Origin of the sequence: Aerococcus sp. HMSC062A02, assembly GCF_001809535.1 — a bacterium.
GTDB lineage: Bacteria > Bacillota > Bacilli > Lactobacillales > Aerococcaceae > Aerococcus.
In genome coordinates this window covers 173,533-197,221 of record NZ_KV797910.1, presented here as the reverse complement: position 1 = coordinate 197,221, position 23,689 = coordinate 173,533, and the positions used below count along the sequence as shown (strand labels likewise).

Below are 23,689 nucleotides of genomic sequence, written 5' to 3'. Positions count from 1 at the left end.
TTTAGATAAGTTTTGCCTGGCTTTAGTCTTCCTTAAACTTAACAATAGTCGCACCGTTGCCGCCCATATTATAGGGAGCAAAGTGGAAATCCACCACCCGAGAATGGCGTTTGAGATAGTTTTGCACGCCCTTGCGCAAGGCCCCTGTCCCATGGCCGTGGATAATCGTGACCTGGCCATAATTAGCCAGGAGCGCAGCATCAATATAGGCATCCAAACGTTTCATGGCATCATCATAACGTTCTCCCCTCAAGTCGAGGCTGGATGACACTGACTTAGCTTTAGAGGCTTTAACACTAGCTCTTGCTGGCTTGTCTGTTGCTGCCTGTTTGCTCTTACGGAGGAGTTTAAGATCCTTGCGTGGCAGGGTCATCTTCAAGATCCCCATCTGAACTACCCACTCATCATCTTCCCTTTCTTCCATAACGACGCCTTCTTGACCATAAGGAATCACCTTCACTTCATCGCCAACTTCTAAAGTTTTAGCCGCCTCTTGGGCCGCTTTTTCTTTTTTAGCTTTCTTAAGCACCTTATTCTGCTGCAATTGCTGTTCTTCGTAGGTTAAATCGTCAAGAGCTTTCTTCTTATCGATCATCTCATGTTCTTTGACCTGTGATTTGCCTTGATCAAGCTGCCATTGGCGGATATCTTGCAGGATTTTATCGGATTGTTTCTTACGTTTTTCCACAATCTCATTGGCTTCTTTTTTAGCCCGCTGTAGGTATTTTTCCTTATCTTCCCGCATGGCTTGGTAGGCTAATTTTAAATCATGGAGGAGGTCATCGGCTTTCTGCATGTTCTGATTGAGTTGCTTGGACTTGCGTTCAAACTTCTGCCGCTGTTCATCCAAGGAGAGGAGCATATCATTAAGATTGTGGCTATCGCTAGAGATATAGGAGCGAGCTTCTTGGATAATGTCCTGGTCGAGACCCAAACGACTAACGATATCAATGGCATTAGACCGTCCGGGTTCCCCGATCAAGAGTCGGTAAGTTGGACTCAAAGTCTTCTCATTAAATTCGACACTGGCATTGATGCTGGCTGGGTGTTCATATGAGAAGGCTTTAAGTTCTGGATAGTGGGTGGTTGCCATCACCTTGGCTTGACTATCTGATAAGCGGTTCAGAATCGCCATGGCCAAAGCTGCCCCTTCTTGAGGATCTGTCCCAGAGCCCAGCTCATCGACTAAGACCAAGCTTTGGCTATCCACTCGCTCCAAGATCTGAATAATATTGGTCATATGCCCAGAGAAGGTACTCAAGTTCTGTTCGATCGACTGCTCATCACCAATATCAGCGAAGATTTCATCAAAAACTTCAAGCTTTGAACCTGGTTTAGCCGTAATGAATAGACCAGACTGAGCCATTAACTGAATCAGGCCCACTGTTTTAAGGGTGATGGTCTTCCCACCTGTGTTGGGTCCAGTGATAATAATCATTCGATAGTCCGAACTGAAGTAAATATCATTGGCTACGGCCGTATCGGCATCTAGGTAGGGATGGTAGGCTGCCTTAAGGGCAAGCTGGTCGCTTGCTTGTGCAAGTACAGGTTTACTGGCCTGGTAGGCTTTAGCCAATTGAAATTTAGCGTGGATAAAGTCTAAGTGGCCAAGCAGCTCGTTATTAGACGCTAAATCCGCAAGAACGGGGACTAAGTTAGCACAGAGTTCGGCCAAAATCCGCTCAATTTCTTCCTTCTCTTCTCTTTTGAGAGCCTGCAAACGGTTGTTGCTTTCCACTACCACTTGGGGTTCTATATATAAAGTTTGTCCACTAGCACTCTGGTCGTGGACGATCCCCCCAAAGGCATGGCGGTAGGAATGTTGGACAGGGAGAACATAGCGATCATTTCGAATCGTTACCAGCTGGTCACTCAAATAGGCGCTTTTATTGGATTTAATAATTTGGTTCAGTTGGCGGCGAATATTGTTCTCCTCGTTGTGGAGTTGGCGGCGGATCTGCATTAAGCGGCTGCTTGCCCCATCCTTGACAGTACCATCAACTTCAATGGCCGCTTCCAAGGCCCGTCTCTCTTCCGCCAAAGCGACTAACTGGTCCAGGTAAGTTTGGATCCATTCAAAGGCTTCCTCCTCTTCCTGGAGCCGTCCTTGGAAGTTAAGCAAGCCCTTAACTAGGGTCAGTAGCTGTAGAATTCCTGCTAGCTCTTGGCCATTTAAAGAAGCTTGGATCTCCAGGCGCTTTAGGCTAGGACGGATATCGTTCACCCGACCCAATGGCATTTCCAAGGTCAAGGCATCCAAGCGGCAAAATTCTTCAACTTCATCGAGCGCTTGTTGGATTTCCTTTCGATTTGTCATGGCTGTAAGAGACTGGCTCTTCTCGCTAGCTAGCGGGTGTTGGCAATATCCCTTAACCTCCTGACGAATACGATCAAATTCAAGTGTTTCAAATATTTTATGATTCAAACAGAGCATCCTCCTTCGCAAACACTAGAGATTTAGGGCTAATCCATCAAAAATAAAAGCAAACATCCACTGACTTAAAAGGGGACTTTGGAATAAAAGTCTAGAAACCAAAAAATCGTCGCCTAAAAAAGTCTGCACTTGTGGGAGCCCTATGAAAGTTAGCAGCTGTAAGCTGAAAAAAATTAAAAAATAGCTATCTAGCAAGGCATAAATCCCCACTAAGCTTAGCTGGGACTTGCTTAGCTGCGCCGACTGCTGACTCGAAGTAAGAACAAGTAGAGGCCTAGTCAAGCGGCGCAAAAGAAGTAGAGTAAAAACGAAAACGAAACAAAAAGCCGCTAATCTGAAAAAAGCTGTATCCAAGTTAGGAATCAGTTCTCTTGGATAAAAAGCGTAAGTCGTATCTAAGTCATGGCCTGGCAGAGGAAGGAAAAGTTCCAAGGGGCCTACTAAAGTTGGGCTCAAAACACGAGCCAGGCTAAAGGCGGAGGCCAAGGTCAAGGCATAGGCCCCTGCTCCCCAGCCTCCCAATAAATAGGGTCTTCGATAATAGGCTAAGCCCTTGATCAAACTAAGCAATAAAAATAAGATAAGAATCATAGCCAGATGCGCTCCTTTGCACTAGTGGCGGCGGGTCTTAGTCAAGCCTCCCTGTTTGCGATCCGATGAAGCGCTCGGCTGACTCGCTGTCTTTTCTTGGCTTTGGTCGTGACGATCAACTGGACTGACTGACTCAGAAGTATCCCGCTCTTTTAACAAACGTTGAAAAGCTTTAGCAAAATTTTTATGGAGAAAATGAATTTCCTCTTTTAAAGCTTTGACTTCAGCTTCTAACCCTCCAATATCGCTGGCCGTTTCTTGGCTCTGATTACGATTTTCAACTGACAGCTCAAGGTCTAAGCGGTCAGAAATAGCATTGACTGCCGCTAAGAGGGCTTGTTCTTCAGTTGAGATAGCATAATGGCTAGTCTGCATCTCCTTCATTTGTTGGTTAAGAATTTCAACTACCTGGTCGACATGCGCACGCGACTTATCGCTGACAATGGTATAGTCTTGGTTAGCAATTACGACTTGATGACGCATTTTTTTATTCTTCGTCATAGGCATCCTTTCTCTCCTTAACTGGTCATTCTTTATCTATTTTAGCATGAGTCGATTAAAGGCGCTAGTCAGTCGCTTTTATTTCCATTGTATTTATCCTTTCAGAAATCTCAGCTTTTATGATTTTTTTTGACAAAAACCTGGCGTTCCATGGTATCATTGAGAACGACATACTAGATGTCAACCGCTTCTGTCGGTTGAATTTTCATCAAGATTGGAGAGAATACATATGACAAGAAAGGTATTGTCCTTTTTTGCTGTTTTTATGACAGTTTTTCTGGCAATTGCAAGTGTCTTGCCCCAGCCAGCCCAAGCTGCTGAATCAGAAGCTAGCACGCAGTTTAACCAAGAAAAAATTGAACAGGGTTTGGAAAGCCCGGGGATCCTAAGAGTCGGAATGGAAGCTAACTACGCGCCCTTCAACTGGACCCAAACTTCCGATGCCAATGGTGGTTTTGAAATTTCTAATGCAGACGGCCAATTCGCCAATGGCTACGACCTACAGATTGCTAAGCGCCTGGCTGACAAGCTAGGGCTCAAGCTGGAAATTGTCAAACTGGATTGGGATGGCCTTCCCCCAGCCCTGGAATCAGGCAAGATTGATGCGATTATCGCGGGCATGTCCCCAACGCCTGAACGACTCCGCCAGATTGACTTTTCAGATCCTTATTATAATTCGGATATCGTTGTCGTCACCCGCAAGGACAGCCCTTATGCCAATGCCAAGAGCTTGGAAGACTTCAACGGCGGCCGCCTTACTGGCCAATTAAATACTTTCCACTATAACTTAATCGACCAGGTGCCAGGTGTTAAAAAAGAGACCGCCATGGATTCCTTCCCTACCATGATCTCATCCGTACTCAGTGATAAGATCGATGGCTATATCTCCGAACGGCCAGGTGCCCTAGCTGCCTTAGCAGCTAATGATGATTTAACTATGGTGAGCTTTGAAGAAGGCCAAGGTTTTGACCTCGGCGACCAATCCAGCTCAATTTCGGTTGGCTTGCGCAAGTCCTCCCCTCTCACTTCAGAGATCAATGCCGCGTTAGCGACTATCTCTGAAGATGAACGAAACCAAATCATGGAAGACATGGTTGATCTCAACCAAAGAAACCAAGAAGCAGGTTTCTGGGGCGAAGTCGCTGGGATCTGGAAGACCTACAGTTCCCAATTCATCAAAGGGGCAACAAATACCATGTTCATTGCCCTCGTTTCAACCTTAGTGGGCTTCTTCATTGGCCTCTTAATCGCCATCTACCGGACCATTAAAGTGCCTAAACATAATCGTTTGGGGCAAACACTATATAAGATCGTTGACTTTATTATCATGGCCTATATCGAAATCTTCCGTGGCACGCCAATGATGGTTCAAGCCATGCTGATCTTCTATGGGTCCAAGCTCTTCTTCAATATTAATATGAGCTCCATGTTTGCTGCCTTACTGATCGTGTCTGTGAATACCGGAGCCTACCTAGCCGAAGTTATCCGGGGCGGGATTATCGGTGTTGACGATGGACAGAGTGAAGCTGCTAAGGCAATCGGGATGAACCATTTCCAAACTATGACCTATGTGGTGCTTCCCCAAGCTATCCGCTCAATCTTACCTGCCCTGGGTAATGAATTTGTGATTAACATCAAAGATACCTCTGTCCTTAACGTAATCGCTGTAACGGAGCTCTTCTTCGTGACCCGTTCAGCCGCCGGGACAACCTATCTTACCTTCCAAACCTTCTTCATTACCTCGATCATCTACTTCGTCTTAACCTTCACCACGACCCGTATCTTGCGTCTCGTCGAACACAAGATGAGCGGCAGCGACTCCTATACTGTTTACCAATCATCAACAAGTGAGGTGGAAATTCATGACTAATGCAATCTTAAATGTTGACCACTTAAAGAAAGCATTTGGCGATAATGTCGTACTTAAGGATATCGATTTCTCAGTCAGTTCAGGTGAAGTCATCTCCATTATTGGTTCATCCGGATCAGGTAAATCAACCCTCTTGCGCTGTCTAAACCTGCTTGAAGAACCCACTGAAGGAGACATTCGATTCCATGACCAATCAATTCTCGCCAGCCACTTTGACCAAAATAAATTTAGAGCCAAAGTTGGTATGGTCTTCCAGCAATTCAACCTCTTCAAAAATATGAACGTTCTTGAAAACTGTGTGATTGGCCAAGAAAAAATTATGAAACGCAACCGCAAAGATGCGGAACAAGTGGCCTTAGCTAACCTGGAAAAAGTCGGCATGGCCCCCTACCGTGATGCCATGCCCCACCAACTTTCGGGGGGACAGCAGCAGCGGGTAGCCATTGCTCGGGCCCTCTCCATGGATCCAGAATTACTTCTCTTCGATGAGCCCACTTCTGCCTTAGACCCGGAAATGGTCGGCGAAGTTCTCCAGACTATGACCCAGCTAGCCGAAGAAGGACTGACTATGATCGTTGTTACCCACGAGATGGCCTTTGCTCGGGACGTCTCCAACCGCATCTGCTTCATGGATAAGGGGTACATCGTAGAAGATGGCGAACCTGACCAGGTGATCAACCACCCTAAACATGAACGAACGAAAGAATTCCTAACCCGCTATTTAGCTGAAAAATAAGAAAAATTGGCAGTAGCTAGTTTAAAAACTAGGACTGCCAATTTTTTATTTGGAATATTTAGCTTCAATCTTGGCGAACCACAGGGAGAAAAGCACCCCTGCAACCAGCATTAAAACGGATAAAAGTAAGTTGGAGAAGAAGCTCAATCCAGAAGCTGCCAGCCCCCCCGCGGTAAAGGTTGGAAAGACGACAGTCGGGAAGATCGCCAGCGAAGACCCGATGACTGTTCCTAAGATAAAGTGGTACATCTTGGAATAAAAGTGGGCAAAAAGCCAATTGGCGACTTTAGCTAGAGCCAATACACAGAATAAGCCCCCTAAAGCGAGAGGGATAATCACTGAGAAATCCAAAGCTGCGATACCCGCAGACATCTTCTCATAGAGACCAAAGTAAATCAAAAAATTACTTGGGCTCATCCCCGGTACAATGACACCTAGACCAATTAAGGCCCCAGACATTAACCAGACAAAGAAATTCGGTTCAACCGCTGTGAGCGCGCTCCCGCCAACAACCATCAGCAAGAAGAGTAAGACCGCGCTGACCCCCATAATAGCCAGGTCAGCTGTTGACCGCCCTTCTTCCCCAGCTTGCCGGTAGAGGGAAGGAAAGGTACCGATCACAAAACCGATAAATAAGCAGGTAAAGAGCCCTTCATAGGCTCCAAAGGCTTCCTTAACCACAAAGGAGAAAAGCAAGATCCCCAACACAAAGCCAATCCCAACTGGAATAAAGTAGCGGACATTCTGCCAGAAATTCTTGGTTAGGTTGCCTAAAAAACTCAAAATTTCATCATAGAGCCCAAAGATAACTGCGAGGACCCCACCCGATAGGCCAGGCAGGATGCCACCGATCCCAACTAGGGCACCTTTGAATATCCTAAAAAACCAATCTTTAGAAAATAAATCATTACTTATCTCTTGATTTTTCACATTTAAACCTCCATAATCTTTCACTTAACTTCTCAATTATACATGAAAGCTAGATAAATTTAATTAAAGAAGACTAAAATTTTATAAGCTAAGAAAAACTCCCTTCCTTAGACCTAGGCCTAAGAAAGAGAGCTCAAAAGACAGGCTTAGCGGACACCTCCGCCGCTACCGCCGCCGAAGGAACCGCCACCTCCTCCGATACTAGTAAAGCCGCCGCCCCCAGAGCTAGAAACTTCGCTCATGCTCGTTGCCTTCACATAAGACTGGTTGATGGACCGGCTGATCCAGTAATAATTCATTAGAGGGACTTGGTTGAAGCTAGAATACTGGTAGTAGTTAGGATAAACTTTTTCAAATTCCTTTTCTACTTCTTCCAAGATCCCATAGGCGCCGGCATAAAGCATCATTTGGTCCCAGAGACCAACTTCTTTAGCCCCTCTTTCATTGAGCAAGGAGTAGTCGGCAAGATAATTCTTAAAGCCTACGACTTGGTCTCTAAAGACAAAACCTTGATCAGTCAGTGGCAGGTCTACCAAGTCATCCGCCTGGTCGCGTTCTGTCTTTTCCTTGGCTGCTTTAGCTCGTAATGACTTCAAATAGCCAGCTTCCTTCAGATAGGACTTACTGTGGGTCTTCATCTTAGCCAAGGCCTGGATGAATTTTTCTGGGTTATTCTCCACATAATGGCTGAATTCTGACTGGCTGAGCTGGTCTCTCTTACCTTGAGCCTTAGCCATTAGCTGGTAAATACTCCCAGCTGGTCCAGATGGTGTCTGGTCAGCAACTAGGCTAAAGAGACTCTCTTCCTTGCTTCTAAAGAGACCAGATTCTAGGTTGGTCTCTATAAGTAAGGCCCCTGAAGCAACCAGGTCAAGCAAGGCAACGGTGAGATAATTTGCCTTGAGGTCTTCAACTTCCATATCTTCCAATAAGGCATAGATTTGATAGACATCCTCCGCCGGTGTTTCCCGGTGGTAGTGGCCCTCCAAACGCTCTTCTGCCTGGGCCATGGTCGGATAATAACGAGCTTTCAGTTTACGCTGCTTGTAGATATGGTAAGCGCCCATAGCTCCAGATACTCCGACAAGGGCAAGGCCCGCTAGGATGATTTTCCCTAGATGGCGGTCCATAAAGCGGTCAAAGGCTGAGGGCCCTTTAGCATTCAAACTCCCGGTTTGGAGATCTTCATAAGTAGCTTCCGGGTCGTAGTCCTCATAGTTATAATCACTGCCCTCAAAGGCGGTCTTGAGATAGTCTTCAAAGGACTTGTCCACTTTGAGGCCGGTCTGATAGGTCCCAGCCGGAATACGAAGGAGGAGAGTAGCATAATTAGAGCCATCGAAATCTCCCTGACTGCTAGCTATGATCTTGCCATTTTCAAAGGAGAGTTTTCCCCTAAAACCAAAGGCCCAGGCTCGATAGCTATTCTCTAAGGTCAGAGGCTCTAGATCTGACTGCAGACTAATTTTAATTTGCTCTGGAGCCGGCGACATAGAGTCATTGACCAACTTCCAGAAGACCATCTGTTCGGTCTGGCTCTGAGCGACAAAGTTATTAATTTGATAGGAGATTTCATAAGTATGAGGCCCGTAAGCCCCTATCCCCCAGTTTAATTCTCCATCTGCTCGACCATAATGGCCTGACTTCTCTTCTTGGGAGCCTTCCACATCCCAATTTTCTTGGTAGGTCAAAGGCTGGCCGTCAACTTTAACTTGGTAATCGACTAGTTCTTGGTCGTCCAGCATGGTCATTGGTTTATAGAGCTCCGTCCCTTCATCGACAACCATATCCCAGACTTCTCGGATCCTGGCACTGCCATCTGGCTGGAGGGTCACGTCGACCTGGATCCCCTTATTCTCATTGGCCCAGACTATTTCTCCAGGCAGGACCATAACAGTAAGGATAAGGCTGACTAAGAAGAGGAGGAAGCGCTGGTGTCCAGGCTTTACCATTGTGGCATCTCCGCCTTGTCAGGACTAGACTTGAAGTAATCCTTAGGCTGAAAACCAGTTAAGTTAGCAATAATGGAATTAGGAAAGACCTTGATCAAGCGGTTAAACTTAGTCACCATGTCATTAAAGACCATACGCGACTGGCGGACATTGTTTTCATACTTGTCGACGTTCGACATGGTCTGTTGGTAAACACCTGATGCTTTAAGATCTGGGTATTGTTCGACTACCACGTCAATGGCCCGCATGGCTCGTTCGAACTGGGCTTGGTCTTCTTCAATTTGGCTGACACTCGACTGGCGGCTGACCCCAGAGCGTTCGTGGACAATTTGCTTCAAAGTGTCCGCTTCGTGGCTCTGATAGGACTTAGTAGCTGAAATTAAATTGCTCAAAGCATCCCAGCGCGATTCCACTTGAGCCGCAATTTGGGCCATGGCATTGTCTACCATTTCAGCTGTGCCAATCATTTGATTATAGCGTCCAATAGCCCATACCACAACTAAGGCAATAAGTGCTAAAACAACGAGTCCAATTATCATTCCCATAATGATCCTCTTTCTATTTCTTAACGTTCAGGTAATTCTTGTACTTCGATCACTTGTAACTTGCCATCTGCGACTGTAAAAATAATATTCTGTTCATAATAACGCATGCCGTAGCGCTTCTCTTTATGTTGCTGGTAAGCTGGCCGAGGATCCAAGGCTAAGGCCTGGTAGGCACCCGGTCGCTTATCTTCAGGAATCTTTTCTAATTCGGCTAGCGGAAAATTGACATCTAAGCGCTCAAAACTTGCTTGGTCGACGAAACCCGAGGCAGCTTGACTATGCGAATCTGCTTCAACTGAGTAAGGTTTAATATCGTATACCGGTGTTTCAGACACCATATCCACCCCTTTGACATAGAGAAGGGGCCCCTTGTCTTGAGTCCACTCGATCCGGTCCAAGCGCACAGAAGACAAGCCTAGACGGTTAGGGCGAAAGGGAGATCTCGTCGCAAAGACACCCAAGCGCTGGTTGCCACCGAGTCTAGGTGGACGCACCGTTGCTTTGGTCTGCTCAGCTGCCACTTGAGAAAAGCCCCAAATGAGCCAGAGATAATCAAAGTCCTCAATGCCGCGGATATAGTCCTTCTGCCGGTAAGTTGGGGTAAATTCAATCCGGGCCTCCAAATCAGTCGCCAAGGAGCTCTGTCGGGGGGTTCCAAATTTCTCTTTGAAAGCTGTGTAGATGTAAGCGATTGGTTGAATTTCCATTCTGATGCTCCTTTACTTGGAAAAAGGGCTGGGCCTCAATGCCCAGCCCTTATGTGATGGCTTATGAATTTGCAATTTCATTATAGGCAACCGCAATTTGGGCACCTAGAACCGCATTGTTATAAACCAATTTAATATTGGCATCTAAGCTGCGTCCATCTGTTAATTCAACAATCTTAGCTAGTAAGAATGGCGTGGTATCCTTTCCTTTAACACCAGCTTCATCCGCTTCACGAATGGCTTGGTCAATAATTTGGTCAATTTCTTCGTGAGGAATTTCGTCTTCCTTCTTAATTGGGTTAGTTACCAACATCCCTTGCCCCAATTCAAGATCACGTGAGATCTTCATCATACGGGCAATTGCTTCAGGAGAATCAGCCCGTGTGTTGAGCTCATAATCAGAGCTTGAAGAGAAGAAAGCGGGTAGTTTATCTGTTTGGTAGCCAACCACTGGCACACCTTTTGTTTCAAGATATTCCAAGGTTCTTGGTAGGTCCAAGATGGCCTTAGCCCCAGCACAAACAACAGTTACAGGCGTTTGGCCAAGTTCTTCCAGGTCAGCGGAAACATCCATATGTTCATTATAACCACGGTGAACCCCACCGAGACCGCCTGTCACAAAGACATCGATGCCTGCCATGTGGGCCCCAATCATAGTAGTAGTTACGGTTGTGGCACCGAGACCGCCCTTGGCAATAACTTCTGCCATATCCCGGCGAGAAACTTTAGCCACGTCTTTTTCACTAGCAAGACGTTCCAAGTCTTCTTCAGTCAAGCCAATTTTGATCTTACCATCCATAATCGCAACGGTAGCTGGGGTAGCTCCGTGGTCACGGATAATTTGTTCCACTTGCTTAGCCATTTCCACATTTTGTGGATAGGGCATGCCGTGAGAAATAATCGTCGATTCGAGAGCAACAATTGGCTTCCCTGCAGCTTGTGCTTCTTTCACTTCAGGACTAATTGATAGATAAGTCTCTTTCATATATACGCCTCTTTCCAAGTATTATCAGCTTTAGAATAACATATTTTTCTAGCAAAAACCATTATAATTCCTTCATCTGATAAGGATAAGAGCAAGTTTTCCAACTTTTATCTGGGATTATAAGAGCTCTTGGCGCAGGGTCTGACCATCTTTAGCTGAAAGATAGGCAGGTGCAATATCGAAGACGGTCTTGGCCCCATATTGCCCCTCTTTGGCTAAGCGAGCTGCAGCCCGAGCGTAGGCCACGTTAACAGCCGCCGTAAATTCTGGATTAGAGTCTAGTTTGAGGGTAAAGTCATAGACCTGCTTATGTTCAGGACTCGTTTGTCCCTGGCGGATAACCGTCCCTCCGTGTGGAATCCCTGAGTGGTCACGGTCTAGTTCTTCTTGGCTGATAAAATGAACGTCCACTTGGTCATAAGGCGCAAAGTAGTCTGGCATGTTGACAATTTCTTCTTTTACTTGGTCAGCATCAGCACCTTCTTCTAAGACTGCATAGACTAAACGACTGTGGGCTGTGCCTTGCTTGTAGTCAATGCTTTTCCCAGCATGGAGGGCTTCAATGAGGGCTTGGTTAGGGATAGTGTATTGGACAGCATCCTTGACGCCTTCCACCCGGCGTACCGCATCAGAATGGCCCTGGCTGACCCCCTTACCCCAGAAAGTATAGGTATTGCCTTCAGGGAGGATGGCCTCACCGAGTAAACGGTTTAAGGAGAAGAGCCCAGGGTCCCAACCTGTAGAAATCACAGCGACAGTTTTATTCTCCTTGGCTACCTGGTCCATTTGGTCAAAATACGCAGGGATTTCCGCATGGTTATCATAGGCATCGACGGTATTAAATTTAGCAGCTAGGGCTGGCCCCTGTTCTGGGATATCTGAGCGCGAACCCCCGCAAAGGATTAAGACATCAATCTTATCAACAAATTGACTGATATCAGCTAAGGCATAAGCGGGGCTTTCGGTGTCCAATTGTGCTGGGTCGCGCCGGCTAAAAATACCTACTAATTCTAAATCTGAGGCTGACTTAAGAACTGCTTCAACACCACGCCCTAAATTTCCATAACCTACAATTCCAACTTTCGCCATTTTTATCACTACTTTCTATTCATCCATTTCATAGCTGAGATCATTCCGCATCATATCGGCATAAGTCTCCCGTTTAACCGCCAAGCGATCCTTAGCATCTTCCACAAAAACCACTGCGGGCCGTCCCATCCGGTTATAGTTAGAACTCATACTATAGGTATAGGCTCCCGTATTGGGCATTAAGAGCAAGTCACCAGCTTCCGCTTCGGGCAGAGCTGCTGCCTTCAAGAGGACGTCCCCGCTCTCACATAACTTACCGCCTACCCGGTAGGTCGCTTGAACAGGATCTTTTAAGCGATTGGCTAGTACTGCTTCATACTCTGCTTGGTAAAGGGCAGGTCGGATATTATCGGACATCCCACCATCCACAAAGATAAAGGGCAGACCTGCTTTTGTCACTTTGACTTGACCGACAGTATAAAGGGTTGATCCGCTGGCATTGATCAAGGAACGTCCCGGCTCAATACTGATCACTTGAAGCTCGCTTAAGCCTTGCTTAGCAGCTTCTTCCTTAATATATTTAGCATAGTCGGTTAAGAAACTTGCATAGTCAAAAGGCTGATCACCTTCAGCATAGTAGACACCGAAGCCGCCACCCAGATTCAACTCCTGGACCTTCATCCCGTAATTTTCAGACATTTTCTTAGCAAAAGAGATGACACTTTCAGCTTCTTCAAAGAAGAAGTTTTCCTTGAGAACTTGAGAGCCAATATGGCAGTGGAATCCCGCCAAATCAACCTGGGGATCAGCCAGCATATTCTGGATTAGGCCTTCGATTCTAGAATCCGTCATTGACATCCCAAACTTAGAATCTTCCGTGGTGGTTTGGATGTACTGGTGGGTTTCTGCCGCAATGCCTGGATTGACCCGGAGCAGGAGGCGGATCCTTTGACCAGCTTCTGCTGCGACCTCTCTAAGGTGTTGGTAGTCGGCAATAGAATCCACCACATAGGTCCCCACGCCCGCTTCCAGTGCCTCACGGATCTCACTAGCTAGCTTATTATTGCCGTGGAAATAGATCCGCTCAGCCGGCATACCAGAGGCGAGAATCGTATAGAGTTCGCCCCCACTCACCGCATCGATATGGAGTCCTAAACTTTTGACTAATTGGACCATATACTTATTCAAAAAGGCCTTTGAAGCGTAGACCACTCGACAGTCCAGTCCATCTACCTGGAAATTATCCTTAAAGCAAGAAATCTTCTCCTTTAAGGCCTTCTGATCAATAATTTGAAGAGGTGTGCCATATTTTTCTTTTAGTGTTTTAACCCCTATTCCACCAATAAACAATTCATTGTTTTTTTCTTCCATTGTGCCCGTTAAATCCACTCAGACATTCCCCCTCTTATTATTTTCTAATGTTAAAAGATTATCAATTATTTCCTAGCTTGTCAATTCTTAGGACGGCAAAGTTAGCATCTGACAATACCGATATAAGATCATTTTCATATGTAATATTTATGTTTTATCATTTATTCATAAGTTGAATAGTAAAAGGACTAGCACCATGCTAATCCTTAAAGTAAAACTTGATCAAAAGATGAACGATAATGCCGATGACTATACTGAATACAATCGTTCCTATCCAGCTCAGTGGCGAATCAACACCAGGTAGAGGCATATTCATTCCAAAAAAGCCCGTTACAATAGTAGATATAGTAAGAATAATGGATAGGACAGTCAGTACCCGCATGGTTTCGTTCAAATTATTATTTAAGACATTATTAAAAGTCGAGCCCAGTTGTTCCAAGATCTGTGAAGAAAGCTCGGTCATTTCGACCAGCTGCTTGGCTTCGATTTGAACGTCTTCTAGTTCATCCACTTCATCGTCCGTTAAGCCCCTAACGACTCGACCAAGACGGAATTGTTCAAGAAGTAAGACGTTTTGCTTAGCAGAAGTCAGAAAGTATGCAGTCCCTGTTTCAACGTCAGATAAGGCCAGCAAATTATCCTTAGTCGTCCGCTCCCGTAATTCTTTAGTCAAACGGTTACGCTCTTGGACCATAGATTCAACAATAGGGAAGTAGGAGGTGGTGATAAAGTAGAGACACTCAAATAAGAAAGAATGAATGGAATAATTCTTCTCTGCCGCTAAAATTTCCCGCATGCCATCTATAATATATTGGTTTTCTTCATTAGAAATAGTAATAATTCGTTGATCCTTAATAAAGAAAGTTACTGGAAAAGTCTCATTAAAACTATTAGACAGACGGCGTTTGGGCGCATTATAAATGAGAAGCAAACAATCATGGTCATCGTCGTATTCGACCCGAGCCCTTTCATTGCGGTCTAGGGCATAGGCTGCCATTTCAGCATCGATTCCATAAGTGACAAGGTGTTTTTGTAGGACCTTGGGAGATTCAACCTGGATATTCACCCAAGTATTAGCCTTTTTCGGTCCAAATATTACTTTACCAATCATAGATAGCCTCCTTTACTTACTTGATTATAGCATATCCACCTACTGATAACATCGATTAATAAAAGCGGAGCCAGGACGTAGCTAGCTCCGCTTGTTAAGTCTATTTATTTAGGGGGAAAGGCGAGAAGTCAACGCTCTTGCTGGCCCCCTGTAACCGGGTTCGAGGATGCAGAAAGGGCTCATCTTCGTAAAAGTCCGTCGAAGGCCTATAGCCTTCTCTATCCTTTTACTCCAGAGCTTCCTTTCTCTCGCATCCTCTCACACCCTTGTTAGTTGGGTTCGCAGTTGCAGACTTGAAGTGACTTCACCCAATCGGAACGATCGGCTAAAGCCGCTCTTTTCCGTTTGGGCTCCAGTCATTCAAGTCTGAACGCAACTGCTCACACCCTTGTTAAATTTCGTATTCGCCAATTCGGTTCCAATTTTTATCGTGGAGGATGATGCGAGCGGGAGCTCCTACTGCTGTTGCATAAGGTGGGACGTCTTCTAGAACAACTGCGCCAGCCCCTACTTTGCTATGGTGGCCGACCGTTACATTACCTAGAATAGTTGCACCTGTTCCAATTTCCACATAGTCCTTAATTGTTGGATGGCGCTTACGTCCTTTTTCTTTACCGGTCCCACCCAGAGTTACGCCATGATAGATTTTAACCTGGTTACCGATCTGAGCAGTTTCCCCGATGACAATACCCATGCCGTGGTCGATAAATAGATTATCACCTATCTCTGCCCCAGGATGAATTTCAATGCCTGTTTCCCGTTTGCTTTTTTCAGACAGGCGACGGGCTTCAAATTGTTCCCCTTCTAGGTAAAGGGCGTGGGCCAGGGCATGGTCACGCAGGGCTCGGATGCCGGGATAGAGCTCATAAACCTCTTGCCAAGATGTTGCCGCTGGGTCTTCCTTATAAATATATTGAGCGAGTTCTATCCAGCGCGTCTCGTCCAGATCCTTAGTCTTCATTGCTATAAGCTCCAGATGATAAGTAACGTTCACCTGTATCTGGTAGGACAGTCAACACATGGTGGTCAGGACCTAATTCTTTAGCTAAACGCTGGGCAGATACATAGTTAGCCCCGGAAGAGAAGCCAGCTAAAATACCATATTTATGTGCTAATTCAACAGCCCCTGCAATAGCGTCTTCATTAGACACTTTATCAATATAATCGATCACAGATTGGTCAAGGATCTTAGGAATAAAGTTAGCCCCCAAGCCTTGAATCTTGTGAGAGCCTGCCGTCCCTTCAGTAAGGAGTGGTGACGCTTCAGGTTCAACCCCCCAGACTTTAGCATCCGCCTTCTCTTCTTTAAGCACACGGCCAACACCCGTTACAGTCCCTCCTGTACCGATCCCAGCTACGAAGCCATCAATCTCTGGCAAATCTTCTAGGATTTCACGGGCTGTTGTTTCCACATGGGCTTGGACATTGGCTTCACGTACAAATTGTCCAAAAACAGGAGCACCAATTTCTTTAGCAATCTCTTCGGCCTTGGCCCCGGCTCCCTTCATCCCTTCAGCACCAGGAGTGAGGATAAGTTCAGCACCATAAGCTTTCATCAGATTGCGACGTTCGATACTCATGGTTTCAGGCATAACGATAATCACACGCAGTTTTAAAGCCGCGCCTAACATGGCTAGAGCAATCCCAGTATTACCAGAAGTCGATTCGACAATGGCCCCGCCTTCTTCGATTTCCCCGCTATCAATCAAGCTCTGTAAAATATACTTAACCGGACGGTCCTTGACAGAACCACCTGGGTTACGGGATTCGAGTTTAACATAGATACTAGCGACATCTTCTGACGTTTGATCTAATTTAATGACAGGAGTATGGCCGATTGCTTCAGATACATTATTATAAATCATTTAGGTCACCTCATTAAGATTAACTTATTTTTTGTTAGTTGTCCTTATTGTAGATGGGATCTTCCATCAGGTCAAGGCAAAAGCCCTCAAATCTTGTTATGATTTTTTTCCGAACGTCCCTAATCGCCACAAACAAACAAAAAACTAGCAGACCGATTCTAGGAGAGCGGTCTGCTAGTTGGAAGCTGATCAATTATGCGAGTTCAGCTCGGGCTGCAACGAGGGCTTGACGAAGGGCATTAGCTGCTTCATCAACTTCAGCGTTGCTGGCCTTCAAGCTGAGGCGAGTTCCTACAGCCTTGGTGATCACTTTATTTAAATTATTGTAGGCATTGAAAGAAACCTTGCCGAGCAATTCGCTATCGCGGATGCTCCGAACTTCACGGATCAAGTCACGAAGTTCATGTTTTCTTTCTTTAGAAGCACGGGTATTTAAGGTAGCTTGTGCAATTTCACGAGCCTCATTTACTTGCGTCTTAATTTCACCCATCACGGCTTGAACATCGACTGTTTTAGCATGAAGGTCTAATTGTAGGCCAACAGCCTTAGTTAATGTTGCATTGAGTGCCGTGTAAACTTCAGTTGGGACATTAGCTAAGAATGACCCATCGCGTTCCAAGCGGGTGTTCCAAATAAGGTCTTTCAATTCGCGTTTAAGGGCATTTGGAGCGATTTGTTGGTCAGCTGGGATGCTTTCTAAGTAAGAAACGGCTTCCCCGTAAGCTGCCTCAAGTTCAGCAACCGCGTCGTCAATTTGATAAACGCGCGTTTCTGAGTATAATTGAACTCCAACAGCTCGTGTAATGGCCTTGTTTAGCTTGTGGTAAACTTCAAATGGTACTTTAGAAAGAATGTATTCGTCACGTTTGAAGCGGGTGTCCCAGATAGCCTTGTCCAATTTTTCCTTGATATAAGTCGTAGCAATATCTTTAGGGGTGATATTCCGGTAAGCATTACCGAAGACTTCTAAGGCTTCTAATTCATTTAAACGCTTAGTCAAACGTTCTGCGGTTGAGAAAGGATCAACAACAGACATAAAGGCATGAGTAATTTCTAAACCAGCTTTTGAGTGAACGATTTGTGGCTTCATCCGCCATTCTGTCGTAGCTGTTTTAATTAATTCGGCACCCTTGCGCAAGACGCGAGCGCGTAAACGGAAGGTGTTTGGGTTATAGAAGCTGCCTGGGTGGTAGCTAACAACCATACCGTCTGCAACGCTACGGCCGATATCCATAGCCATTTGCCCTAACTTATCTAAAACATAGTTCACAGGTGTCCCATTGAAAGTCACTTCAGAAGGAATTAATTCAGCAATGGCACCGACTACTTCTGTTGAAAGATAAACATCTTGACGAACAGCTTCGGCCTTAAGTTCAGCGATACGTTGGATTAATTCACCGATCTTAGTGAAGTTTAAGTTAACAGGTAGGATCGAATCCATGATCGCCCCGATACCAGCAGCAGGCCGTTCCCCTTTTTGTAAGTTTTCTAATAGGCTAAGGACACTATCTGTTGTCCCAGTTACCTTGCCCACTAATTTCTCAAAATCTTCAAAGCTAAAGGCAGGTTTGTCTTCACCAGCTGCATAGAAGGAGAAGCCAGAAGCCCGGCTAACATTTGGTTGGCCTTCCACAATATGGTGAACTTCACTTTCATCTGGACCTAATTCGCCGTAACGGATCACAAATTTAGAAAGTTCTTCTAGAAGTTCGTGATCTAATTTATTATCTACGAGAACTTCCCCTAAGGTCTTCAGAACGTCTTCACTAGCCGCACGGTCTTCGTCTTGAACTGACACAGCAATAGCAACAGATAGAACTTTATTGAAACCTTCAGGATTTTCCTTAGCGAAATTTTCTAATGCAGCAAAATTAATAGCCTCTTCTTCTGCAGGCGCTTCGTCAACGTCTACTGTTTCTTTTTCACTTTTTGCAGCTTCTTCACTGCCATCTTTACTTTCTGCTTTTGATTCCTTGTTTGTTTCTTTGTCAGCGTCTTTGCTGTCAGCTTTTTCACTAACTTTATTTTCTTCTACTGAATCTGTAGCTTCCTTGGCTGGAGCTTCAGGATGAGCTGCGTCTTCTTTTTCAACTGCTTCAGCAGGAGCTGCTGGAGTTTGGTCTGAAACAGTAGCTTCAGATACCTTTTCTTCTACAGGATTTTCAGGTGCCATTTCAGCTAATTCTGCTTCCAGAGCTTTAAGCTCTTCTTCTGGTAGAGCTGTTTCAGCTTTTGCTTCTGCTTCAATGCTTTGCTCTTTTTCAGGAACAACGGGGTTAACAGTTTCAGCAGGCTCAACTTCAACGCTTGATTCCACGTCCGCTTGTCCTGCGCCAGCTTGGTCAACTTCAGCTGCTAACACAGCCTCTTGTGAAGCAAAGAGTAAACCGATACCGAATGCCAAAGATGCGGCACCCAAACTTACCTTACGACTTAACATAGTATGTGAATGAGCTTTAGATTTATTCATCTTCATCTTCCTCCTAAATTCACGATAAACTAAGTGACAACACCAGCAATCACCCTAAGCGCTTACAAGGATGATATAAAACAAAAAAGAAACAATTTATGTATCATTTCTTATCTATAGTCTATGCCCTTAAAATGCTTTTGTCACCCTTTTGGCAAAAATTATTTTAAAAATTATTAAAGAAAGCTTTAATATCAAGCTTTCATAATCTTATAGGAAGACACTATTGTATTTTTTGTACATGGTCAGGAACTAAATGTCGAACAATTAATGTATTGTTTTTATAAAAAAAGCCGGTGCACAACTTGTGTGCACCGCACTCTTCTTCATTTGTCATTTACTTTTCATCTTTTTGGTTGATTTTGTAGTCGAGACGTTCCAATTGTTTGCGGGCAAAATCGCGTCCCCCTAAACCGAAGGCCAGTGCAAAGGCAACCGAAGCTCCGCCCACAATTAGCATGAAGCCAATATTGACAATAGAGGCGGCGAATTGTAATTGGTCTAAGGCCATAAAGATGGCTAAGATGACCAAAGCGTATTGAACAGTATTAGCTAAAAATTTAGACCCTGTCGATTCTCTAAGGAAATTAGCCAACAAGTTCCCACCAATGACGCCCAGACAAAGGATAGCAATAGCAGACAGAACTAAAGGCAAGTAGGCAATCACCGCTTGGCCGATCTGTGAGAGAACATCAAGCTGTAAGACATTTAGGGCTTGAACTAAGAAGAAAATACCAATAACAGCCTTTACTGCATGCCCTAAGATAGCACTAAGCTGAAGGGAATGGGCATCTTCCTTAACATTAAGATACTTGGTGAAACGGTCAATATTAGCCGCACTCAGTAAGTTTTCCACTAAGTCTCCGATCAACTTGGCAAGTAGAGCACCTACACTCACAAGGACCAGGGCAATTAAGATATTCGGAATAGCAGCCAACATGGTATTGAGTAGGTTAACGATTGGTTTCGCAATCGATTCAATCCCTAAAACCTCTAACGCAGCCGTCAAAAAGGGGATAAAGAGTAAGACATAAACCAGCATAGCTAGACCCTTAGCCACTTGTTGGCCCTTGCTGCGGGTCTGCCCTTCTTCAGGATCAGTCTGCAGAAGCCCTGCCAACTTACCATCAATATTGACCCGCTCTAAGAGATTTTGTACAATATCGCGGACAAAACCGCAGAAGTAGAAAGCTAATACTAAGATCAGAATCGAACCAATGATATTAGGGATGAAGGCAAAGAACTTATCGAACATATTAGTGATTGGTTCCATGACCCCTCCAATATTCAAGCCTTGTAAGATGGCAGGCAGGAAGAAGACAAAAACTAAAAAGTAAGCGACCTTGGCAATCGTCTGGAGCAAGCCCCTAGCATCCCCTTCATCCTGGGCTACTCCCCAGCTTAAGAAGCGTTGGTCAGCGTGGATAGCTTCCAGCCCCTTGAAGGTTAACTTACGAACAATCACAGCGATAATCCAAGCGACCAGTAAGAGTAAAACCGTTCCTAAAATATTAGGAATCGCCGAGAGAATCGGCTCTAAAAAAGCATTTATAGCATCCATTTCTTATTCCTCCTATTCTTATGATAGTTTTAGTATAACAATTATTAAGAAAGTTTTAAAACGAAAGCGCTTCTTTTTTATATCTATTATTTATCCAATCTATATAGGCAGAGAAAAAAGATCAGCTAATAGGGTATAGCACCCTCTAGCTGATCTTTGGTGAATATGGTTCTAAATTCTTATTCCCATTCAATCTTTAGAGCGTAATTATTTATGTTAAATGCTGATTTATCAAGGTTCTCATGTTTTCTATTCCATGTATTTTATGGCCGAAATTCTGTTAAAAAACTTTTTTAAGCCCAATTTAAGCCCACAAGGAGACCGCTAAGCCCTCTTTTTTTATATCCATGTAATATTTTTAATCTTAGTCATCCTAAAATGACTATATTTGTTTTCTTTAGTCTCAAAAAACGTTCTTGGATAATAAACATTACTATTTTTAGCTTTGCTTAGCCCGAGAACATAAACATGACGATTTCGACTTTCTTTATCAAACAAGATGATATCTAAGTCTTGATTCATTTTTGAAGGCAATTTATTGTCTTTTTTTAGTAAGCATGCCTCCATCCCTTGAAATTGGAACATATTTTCTAATCGAGTAAATCCCCTAATTCTGGGTTTAATTTGGTGATAGCGATCATGCTTTTCAATGGTTCCTAGAGTTACCTTTTTGTTTCTTATATTATTTACTCCCCTGGCACCACCGGCTTGATTAACCTTTTGAAAGCCCAAAAGATGAGGTAATTGATTTGCATCGAATGAAATTTGAATTAAGGATAATTCTTTATAATTAGTTTCAATTAAACAGTTATTCTGGCAGAAAGTAGCTTCGTAAAAGTTTAATAATTCAATTAAGTAGTTATCTTTGTCAATCACTCATTCTGCCCTCCATTAATAAAATAAAAAGGAGAATTCCAAGAAGGAACTCTCCTTTAGGGAAGGAACGTGAGACGTCCACGTTCTCGACCGACGATCAGATATAAGGCCTCTGTCGGGCAATGTAACTTCCCCCTGTTACATCTCTATATATTTAGAATAGACTTGTGCTTGACGAACTGTGCTAGCACATACGGAATAGCGAGACAAAGGGCTATTCATTGATATTGTAAAGTAAAAAGTTTCATTTTGTCAACTTTAAGTGTTATTTTTTGAAACTTTACTTCTTAATAATCTTCCAAACAACCCCATCTAAAACTACTTCGTTATCTGCTAATTCCGGCTCATCCCCACCGATTGGCTGCTCATCAGCTACTTCAACTTCTTCAGGTTCTTCCTCGGATTTTCCTTGCTTGATCAGCTCATTGACCTTGTCTTGGACTTTCACTGCATCATACCCTGCAGCACTCAATTTCTGGATTCTCTCCGGATTATTGCCCCACTTACCATCTAGGACTTCCTTAGCGATCTCCTCATCTGACTTGTAAGGTTCAAAACCAACCACGTCCTGCTCTAGGAGCCATCCAATGTAGTAGCTACCATCATGGAGCAGGTAAGCCTTACGCGACTTGGATTGGCTAACAGCCTTCTCTTGGACAACAGAGAATTCTTCACCTTTAACTTTAGGATCGATTTTTTCTCCTGTTTGCCAGTGGGTAGCGTAGTCTGCAATCTTCACTTTCTTGCCAGTTGTCTCTACTGCACCATCAGCATAGCGTGGACGGGCATAGCCTTGGATGTAGACTGAGTTCCAAGCATAAGTTCGTCTCCGGACGGCGGAAACATTACCTACTGTTGAATTTCCTTCGATCGTAGTAATGTTGTTGCCATTCACTGACTCCACATAGCCGATATGGTGGGCAAAGCCGCCTCTATTACCGTTCCATTCAAAAGTGACAATATCGCCAGCCTTAGGATACTGCAGCCCTCGCCAAATCCCCATGGACTTAAAGATTCCTTTGTGGCGTTCTACACCACACTCGCGGCCAATTAAATCTGTTGCTCCTGCCATAATAGCCACGTAGGTCACGAAGGCATCACACCAGTCATCATCATAGGTTACTGCATAACCAACTGGTAGTGGCTTAGTGGCATTGTATTTATTAATAATCGCCTTGTGACCAGAGGAATACTTTGTCACCCCAAGTTGGCCGCGAGCAATATCTAGAACCTTCTTTGCACTTGCTACCACTGTATCATCGTCCTTTCCTAAATACTCTTGATCTAACTTGTCTAAGGCATTATCGTTTGCAGCATTAATTGCTTGCCGCCTTGCGCTCATCCCTTTCAGGTATAGCTCATAACGTTGCTGACTGGTGGACACGTTCATCGTCGCATAGTCGTACTTAGCGCCACCTACAACGAATAAGCCTTTAACCGCATACTTAAATTCGTCTTCTTCATAGACGTTGTAATAGCCGTCAGGACGAAGAAGATAAGTCCAGTCCTGGATGAAGTCCGACAGGCTAGCGTACTTCATGTAGTGACCACCCTCTGCAGCTGGTCGAGGACTTCCTTTAGATACGGTGATACCAGATAGCCGCTTTGCCGTTCCAGTCCAGGTCATGCCCCCTAAATTGTTATTTAGCCGGGCGACCTCAGAATTTCCCCAGAGACCCTCATAGTGCAGCTGCGTAATCAAAAAGCTAGGGAGAATTTGATACTCCCTAGCTCTTTTTAGAATTGCATTGAGCGTTTCTTCTTTCAGAACAGCTCCGTTATAAGTAAGTTCCATTATTTCGCCCCTTTATCTAGCTTCCCTTGGGCTTTATCCAGCTCTAGGCATGCTGCCTCAATGGATGTCTGCAAGTCCTCCCAGGTCACTGGAATGCCCTTCTCAGCTAAGATGCCTTCAGCACGAGTTTTGGCCATTTCGAACTTCTCTTTGCCAATCCGGTCCCATCCCTGCTTTTCGGCGTAGGCAACAGCATCTGTAATAACTTGCTTAATAATCTTTTGTTGCTCTAGAGTTGTGTTCGCTTGGTAGTACTCTTTAGCATAGCCTGAAACTTTCCGGAAAATAAAAACGACTGCAATGCCTGCAATCGCCAATACTGCTTGTGTAATCACTGATGTAATGTATGCATCCATAATT

Annotated in this window: 19 protein-coding genes; 2 read left to right on the top strand and 17 right to left on the bottom strand. The window is 44.6% G+C overall.

Annotation, left to right across the window (positions count from 1 at the left end; translation table 11 throughout):
• Positions 1-22: 22 nt before the first annotated feature.
• Both HMPREF2626_RS01795 and zapA read right to left on the bottom strand, forming a co-directional pair.
• Positions 23-2,425: an endonuclease MutS2 gene (locus HMPREF2626_RS01795; protein WP_070616947.1), complete on the bottom strand. Its 2,403-nt coding sequence runs from the start codon at positions 2,423-2,425 to the stop codon at positions 23-25.
• A 621-nt stretch (positions 2,426-3,046) separates the two neighbouring features.
• Positions 3,047-3,526: a cell division protein ZapA gene (zapA, locus tag HMPREF2626_RS01785; RefSeq protein ID WP_168162690.1), complete on the bottom strand. Its 480-nt coding sequence runs from the start codon at positions 3,524-3,526 to the stop codon at positions 3,047-3,049.
• A gap of 229 nt (positions 3,527-3,755) precedes the next feature.
• Here zapA and HMPREF2626_RS01780 point away from each other — a divergent pair, with 229 nt between their 5' ends.
• On the top strand, positions 3,756-5,396 hold the full coding sequence (locus tag HMPREF2626_RS01780) for an ABC transporter permease subunit (protein ID WP_070616944.1): 1,641 nt from the start codon (positions 3,756-3,758) through the stop codon (positions 5,394-5,396).
• Complete coding sequence (locus HMPREF2626_RS01775) at positions 5,389-6,132, top strand: amino acid ABC transporter ATP-binding protein (protein ID WP_070616943.1); 744 nt, start codon at positions 5,389-5,391, stop codon at positions 6,130-6,132. Before HMPREF2626_RS01780 ends, HMPREF2626_RS01775 begins: the two co-directional genes overlap by 8 nt.
• A gap of 45 nt (positions 6,133-6,177) precedes the next feature.
• Here the strand turns inward: HMPREF2626_RS01775 and HMPREF2626_RS01770 are convergent, their stop codons facing one another.
• From HMPREF2626_RS01770 to HMPREF2626_RS01700, 15 genes are all read right to left on the bottom strand, one after another.
• Positions 6,178-7,062: a DUF368 domain-containing protein gene (locus tag HMPREF2626_RS01770; protein ID WP_210382775.1), complete on the bottom strand. Its 885-nt coding sequence runs from the start codon at positions 7,060-7,062 to the stop codon at positions 6,178-6,180.
• A gap of 146 nt (positions 7,063-7,208) precedes the next feature.
• Positions 7,209-9,014 (bottom strand): DUF2207 family protein, encoded by a 1,806-nt coding sequence (locus HMPREF2626_RS01765; RefSeq protein ID WP_070616942.1) that lies wholly within the window; start codon positions 9,012-9,014, stop codon positions 7,209-7,211.
• Positions 9,008-9,559 (bottom strand): LemA family protein, encoded by a 552-nt coding sequence (locus HMPREF2626_RS01760; RefSeq protein WP_246818912.1) that lies wholly within the window; start codon positions 9,557-9,559, stop codon positions 9,008-9,010. Before HMPREF2626_RS01760 ends, HMPREF2626_RS01765 begins: the two co-directional genes overlap by 7 nt.
• Positions 9,560-9,579: 20 nt before the next feature.
• Positions 9,580-10,266 carry a tRNA (N6-threonylcarbamoyladenosine(37)-N6)-methyltransferase TrmO gene (gene tsaA, locus HMPREF2626_RS01755; protein WP_070616941.1) on the bottom strand — a complete coding sequence of 229 codons (687 nt, stop codon included), beginning with the start codon at positions 10,264-10,266 and terminating at the stop codon, positions 9,580-9,582.
• 61 nt (positions 10,267-10,327) lie between these two features.
• Positions 10,328-11,251, bottom strand: coding sequence for a pseudouridine-5'-phosphate glycosidase (locus HMPREF2626_RS01750; RefSeq protein ID WP_070616940.1), 924 nt, complete (start codon positions 11,249-11,251; stop codon positions 10,328-10,330).
• Between the two features lie 117 nt (positions 11,252-11,368).
• On the bottom strand, positions 11,369-12,340 hold the full coding sequence (locus tag HMPREF2626_RS01745; protein WP_070616939.1) for a diaminopimelate dehydrogenase: 972 nt from the start codon (positions 12,338-12,340) through the stop codon (positions 11,369-11,371).
• 15 nt (positions 12,341-12,355) lie between these two features.
• Positions 12,356-13,669 (bottom strand): diaminopimelate decarboxylase, encoded by a 1,314-nt coding sequence (gene lysA / locus HMPREF2626_RS01740; protein ID WP_070616938.1) that lies wholly within the window; start codon positions 13,667-13,669, stop codon positions 12,356-12,358.
• Positions 13,670-13,850: 181 nt separating this feature from the next.
• The gene (locus tag HMPREF2626_RS01735) at positions 13,851-14,762 is read right to left on the bottom strand and encodes a magnesium transporter CorA family protein (protein ID WP_070616937.1); all 912 of its coding nucleotides are present in this window, start codon (positions 14,760-14,762) and stop codon (positions 13,851-13,853) included.
• Between the two features lie 391 nt (positions 14,763-15,153).
• Complete coding sequence (epsC, locus tag HMPREF2626_RS01730; RefSeq protein WP_070616936.1) at positions 15,154-15,723, bottom strand: serine O-acetyltransferase EpsC; 570 nt, start codon at positions 15,721-15,723, stop codon at positions 15,154-15,156.
• Positions 15,713-16,627 carry a cysteine synthase A gene (gene cysK, locus HMPREF2626_RS01725; RefSeq protein ID WP_070616935.1) on the bottom strand — a complete coding sequence of 305 codons (915 nt, stop codon included), beginning with the start codon at positions 16,625-16,627 and terminating at the stop codon, positions 15,713-15,715. Before cysK ends, epsC begins: the two co-directional genes overlap by 11 nt.
• A 193-nt stretch (positions 16,628-16,820) precedes the next feature.
• On the bottom strand, positions 16,821-19,097 hold the full coding sequence (locus HMPREF2626_RS01720) for a CAMP factor family pore-forming toxin (protein ID WP_070616934.1): 2,277 nt from the start codon (positions 19,095-19,097) through the stop codon (positions 16,821-16,823).
• Between the two features lie 337 nt (positions 19,098-19,434).
• Positions 19,435-20,658 (bottom strand): mechanosensitive ion channel, encoded by a 1,224-nt coding sequence (locus HMPREF2626_RS01715; RefSeq protein ID WP_070616933.1) that lies wholly within the window; start codon positions 20,656-20,658, stop codon positions 19,435-19,437.
• Between the two features lie 339 nt (positions 20,659-20,997).
• A complete protein-coding gene (locus tag HMPREF2626_RS01710) occupies positions 20,998-21,534 on the bottom strand; it encodes a PBECR4 domain-containing protein (protein ID WP_070616932.1) in 537 nt (178 codons plus the stop codon).
• Positions 21,535-21,814: 280 nt separating this feature from the next.
• On the bottom strand, positions 21,815-23,329 hold the full coding sequence (locus tag HMPREF2626_RS01705) for a CHAP domain-containing protein (protein ID WP_070616931.1): 1,515 nt from the start codon (positions 23,327-23,329) through the stop codon (positions 21,815-21,817).
• Positions 23,329-23,685: a phage holin, LLH family gene (locus HMPREF2626_RS01700; protein WP_070616930.1), complete on the bottom strand. Its 357-nt coding sequence runs from the start codon at positions 23,683-23,685 to the stop codon at positions 23,329-23,331. The genes HMPREF2626_RS01705 and HMPREF2626_RS01700 overlap by 1 nt, the downstream gene beginning before the upstream one ends.
• Positions 23,686-23,689 lie beyond the last annotated feature (4 nt).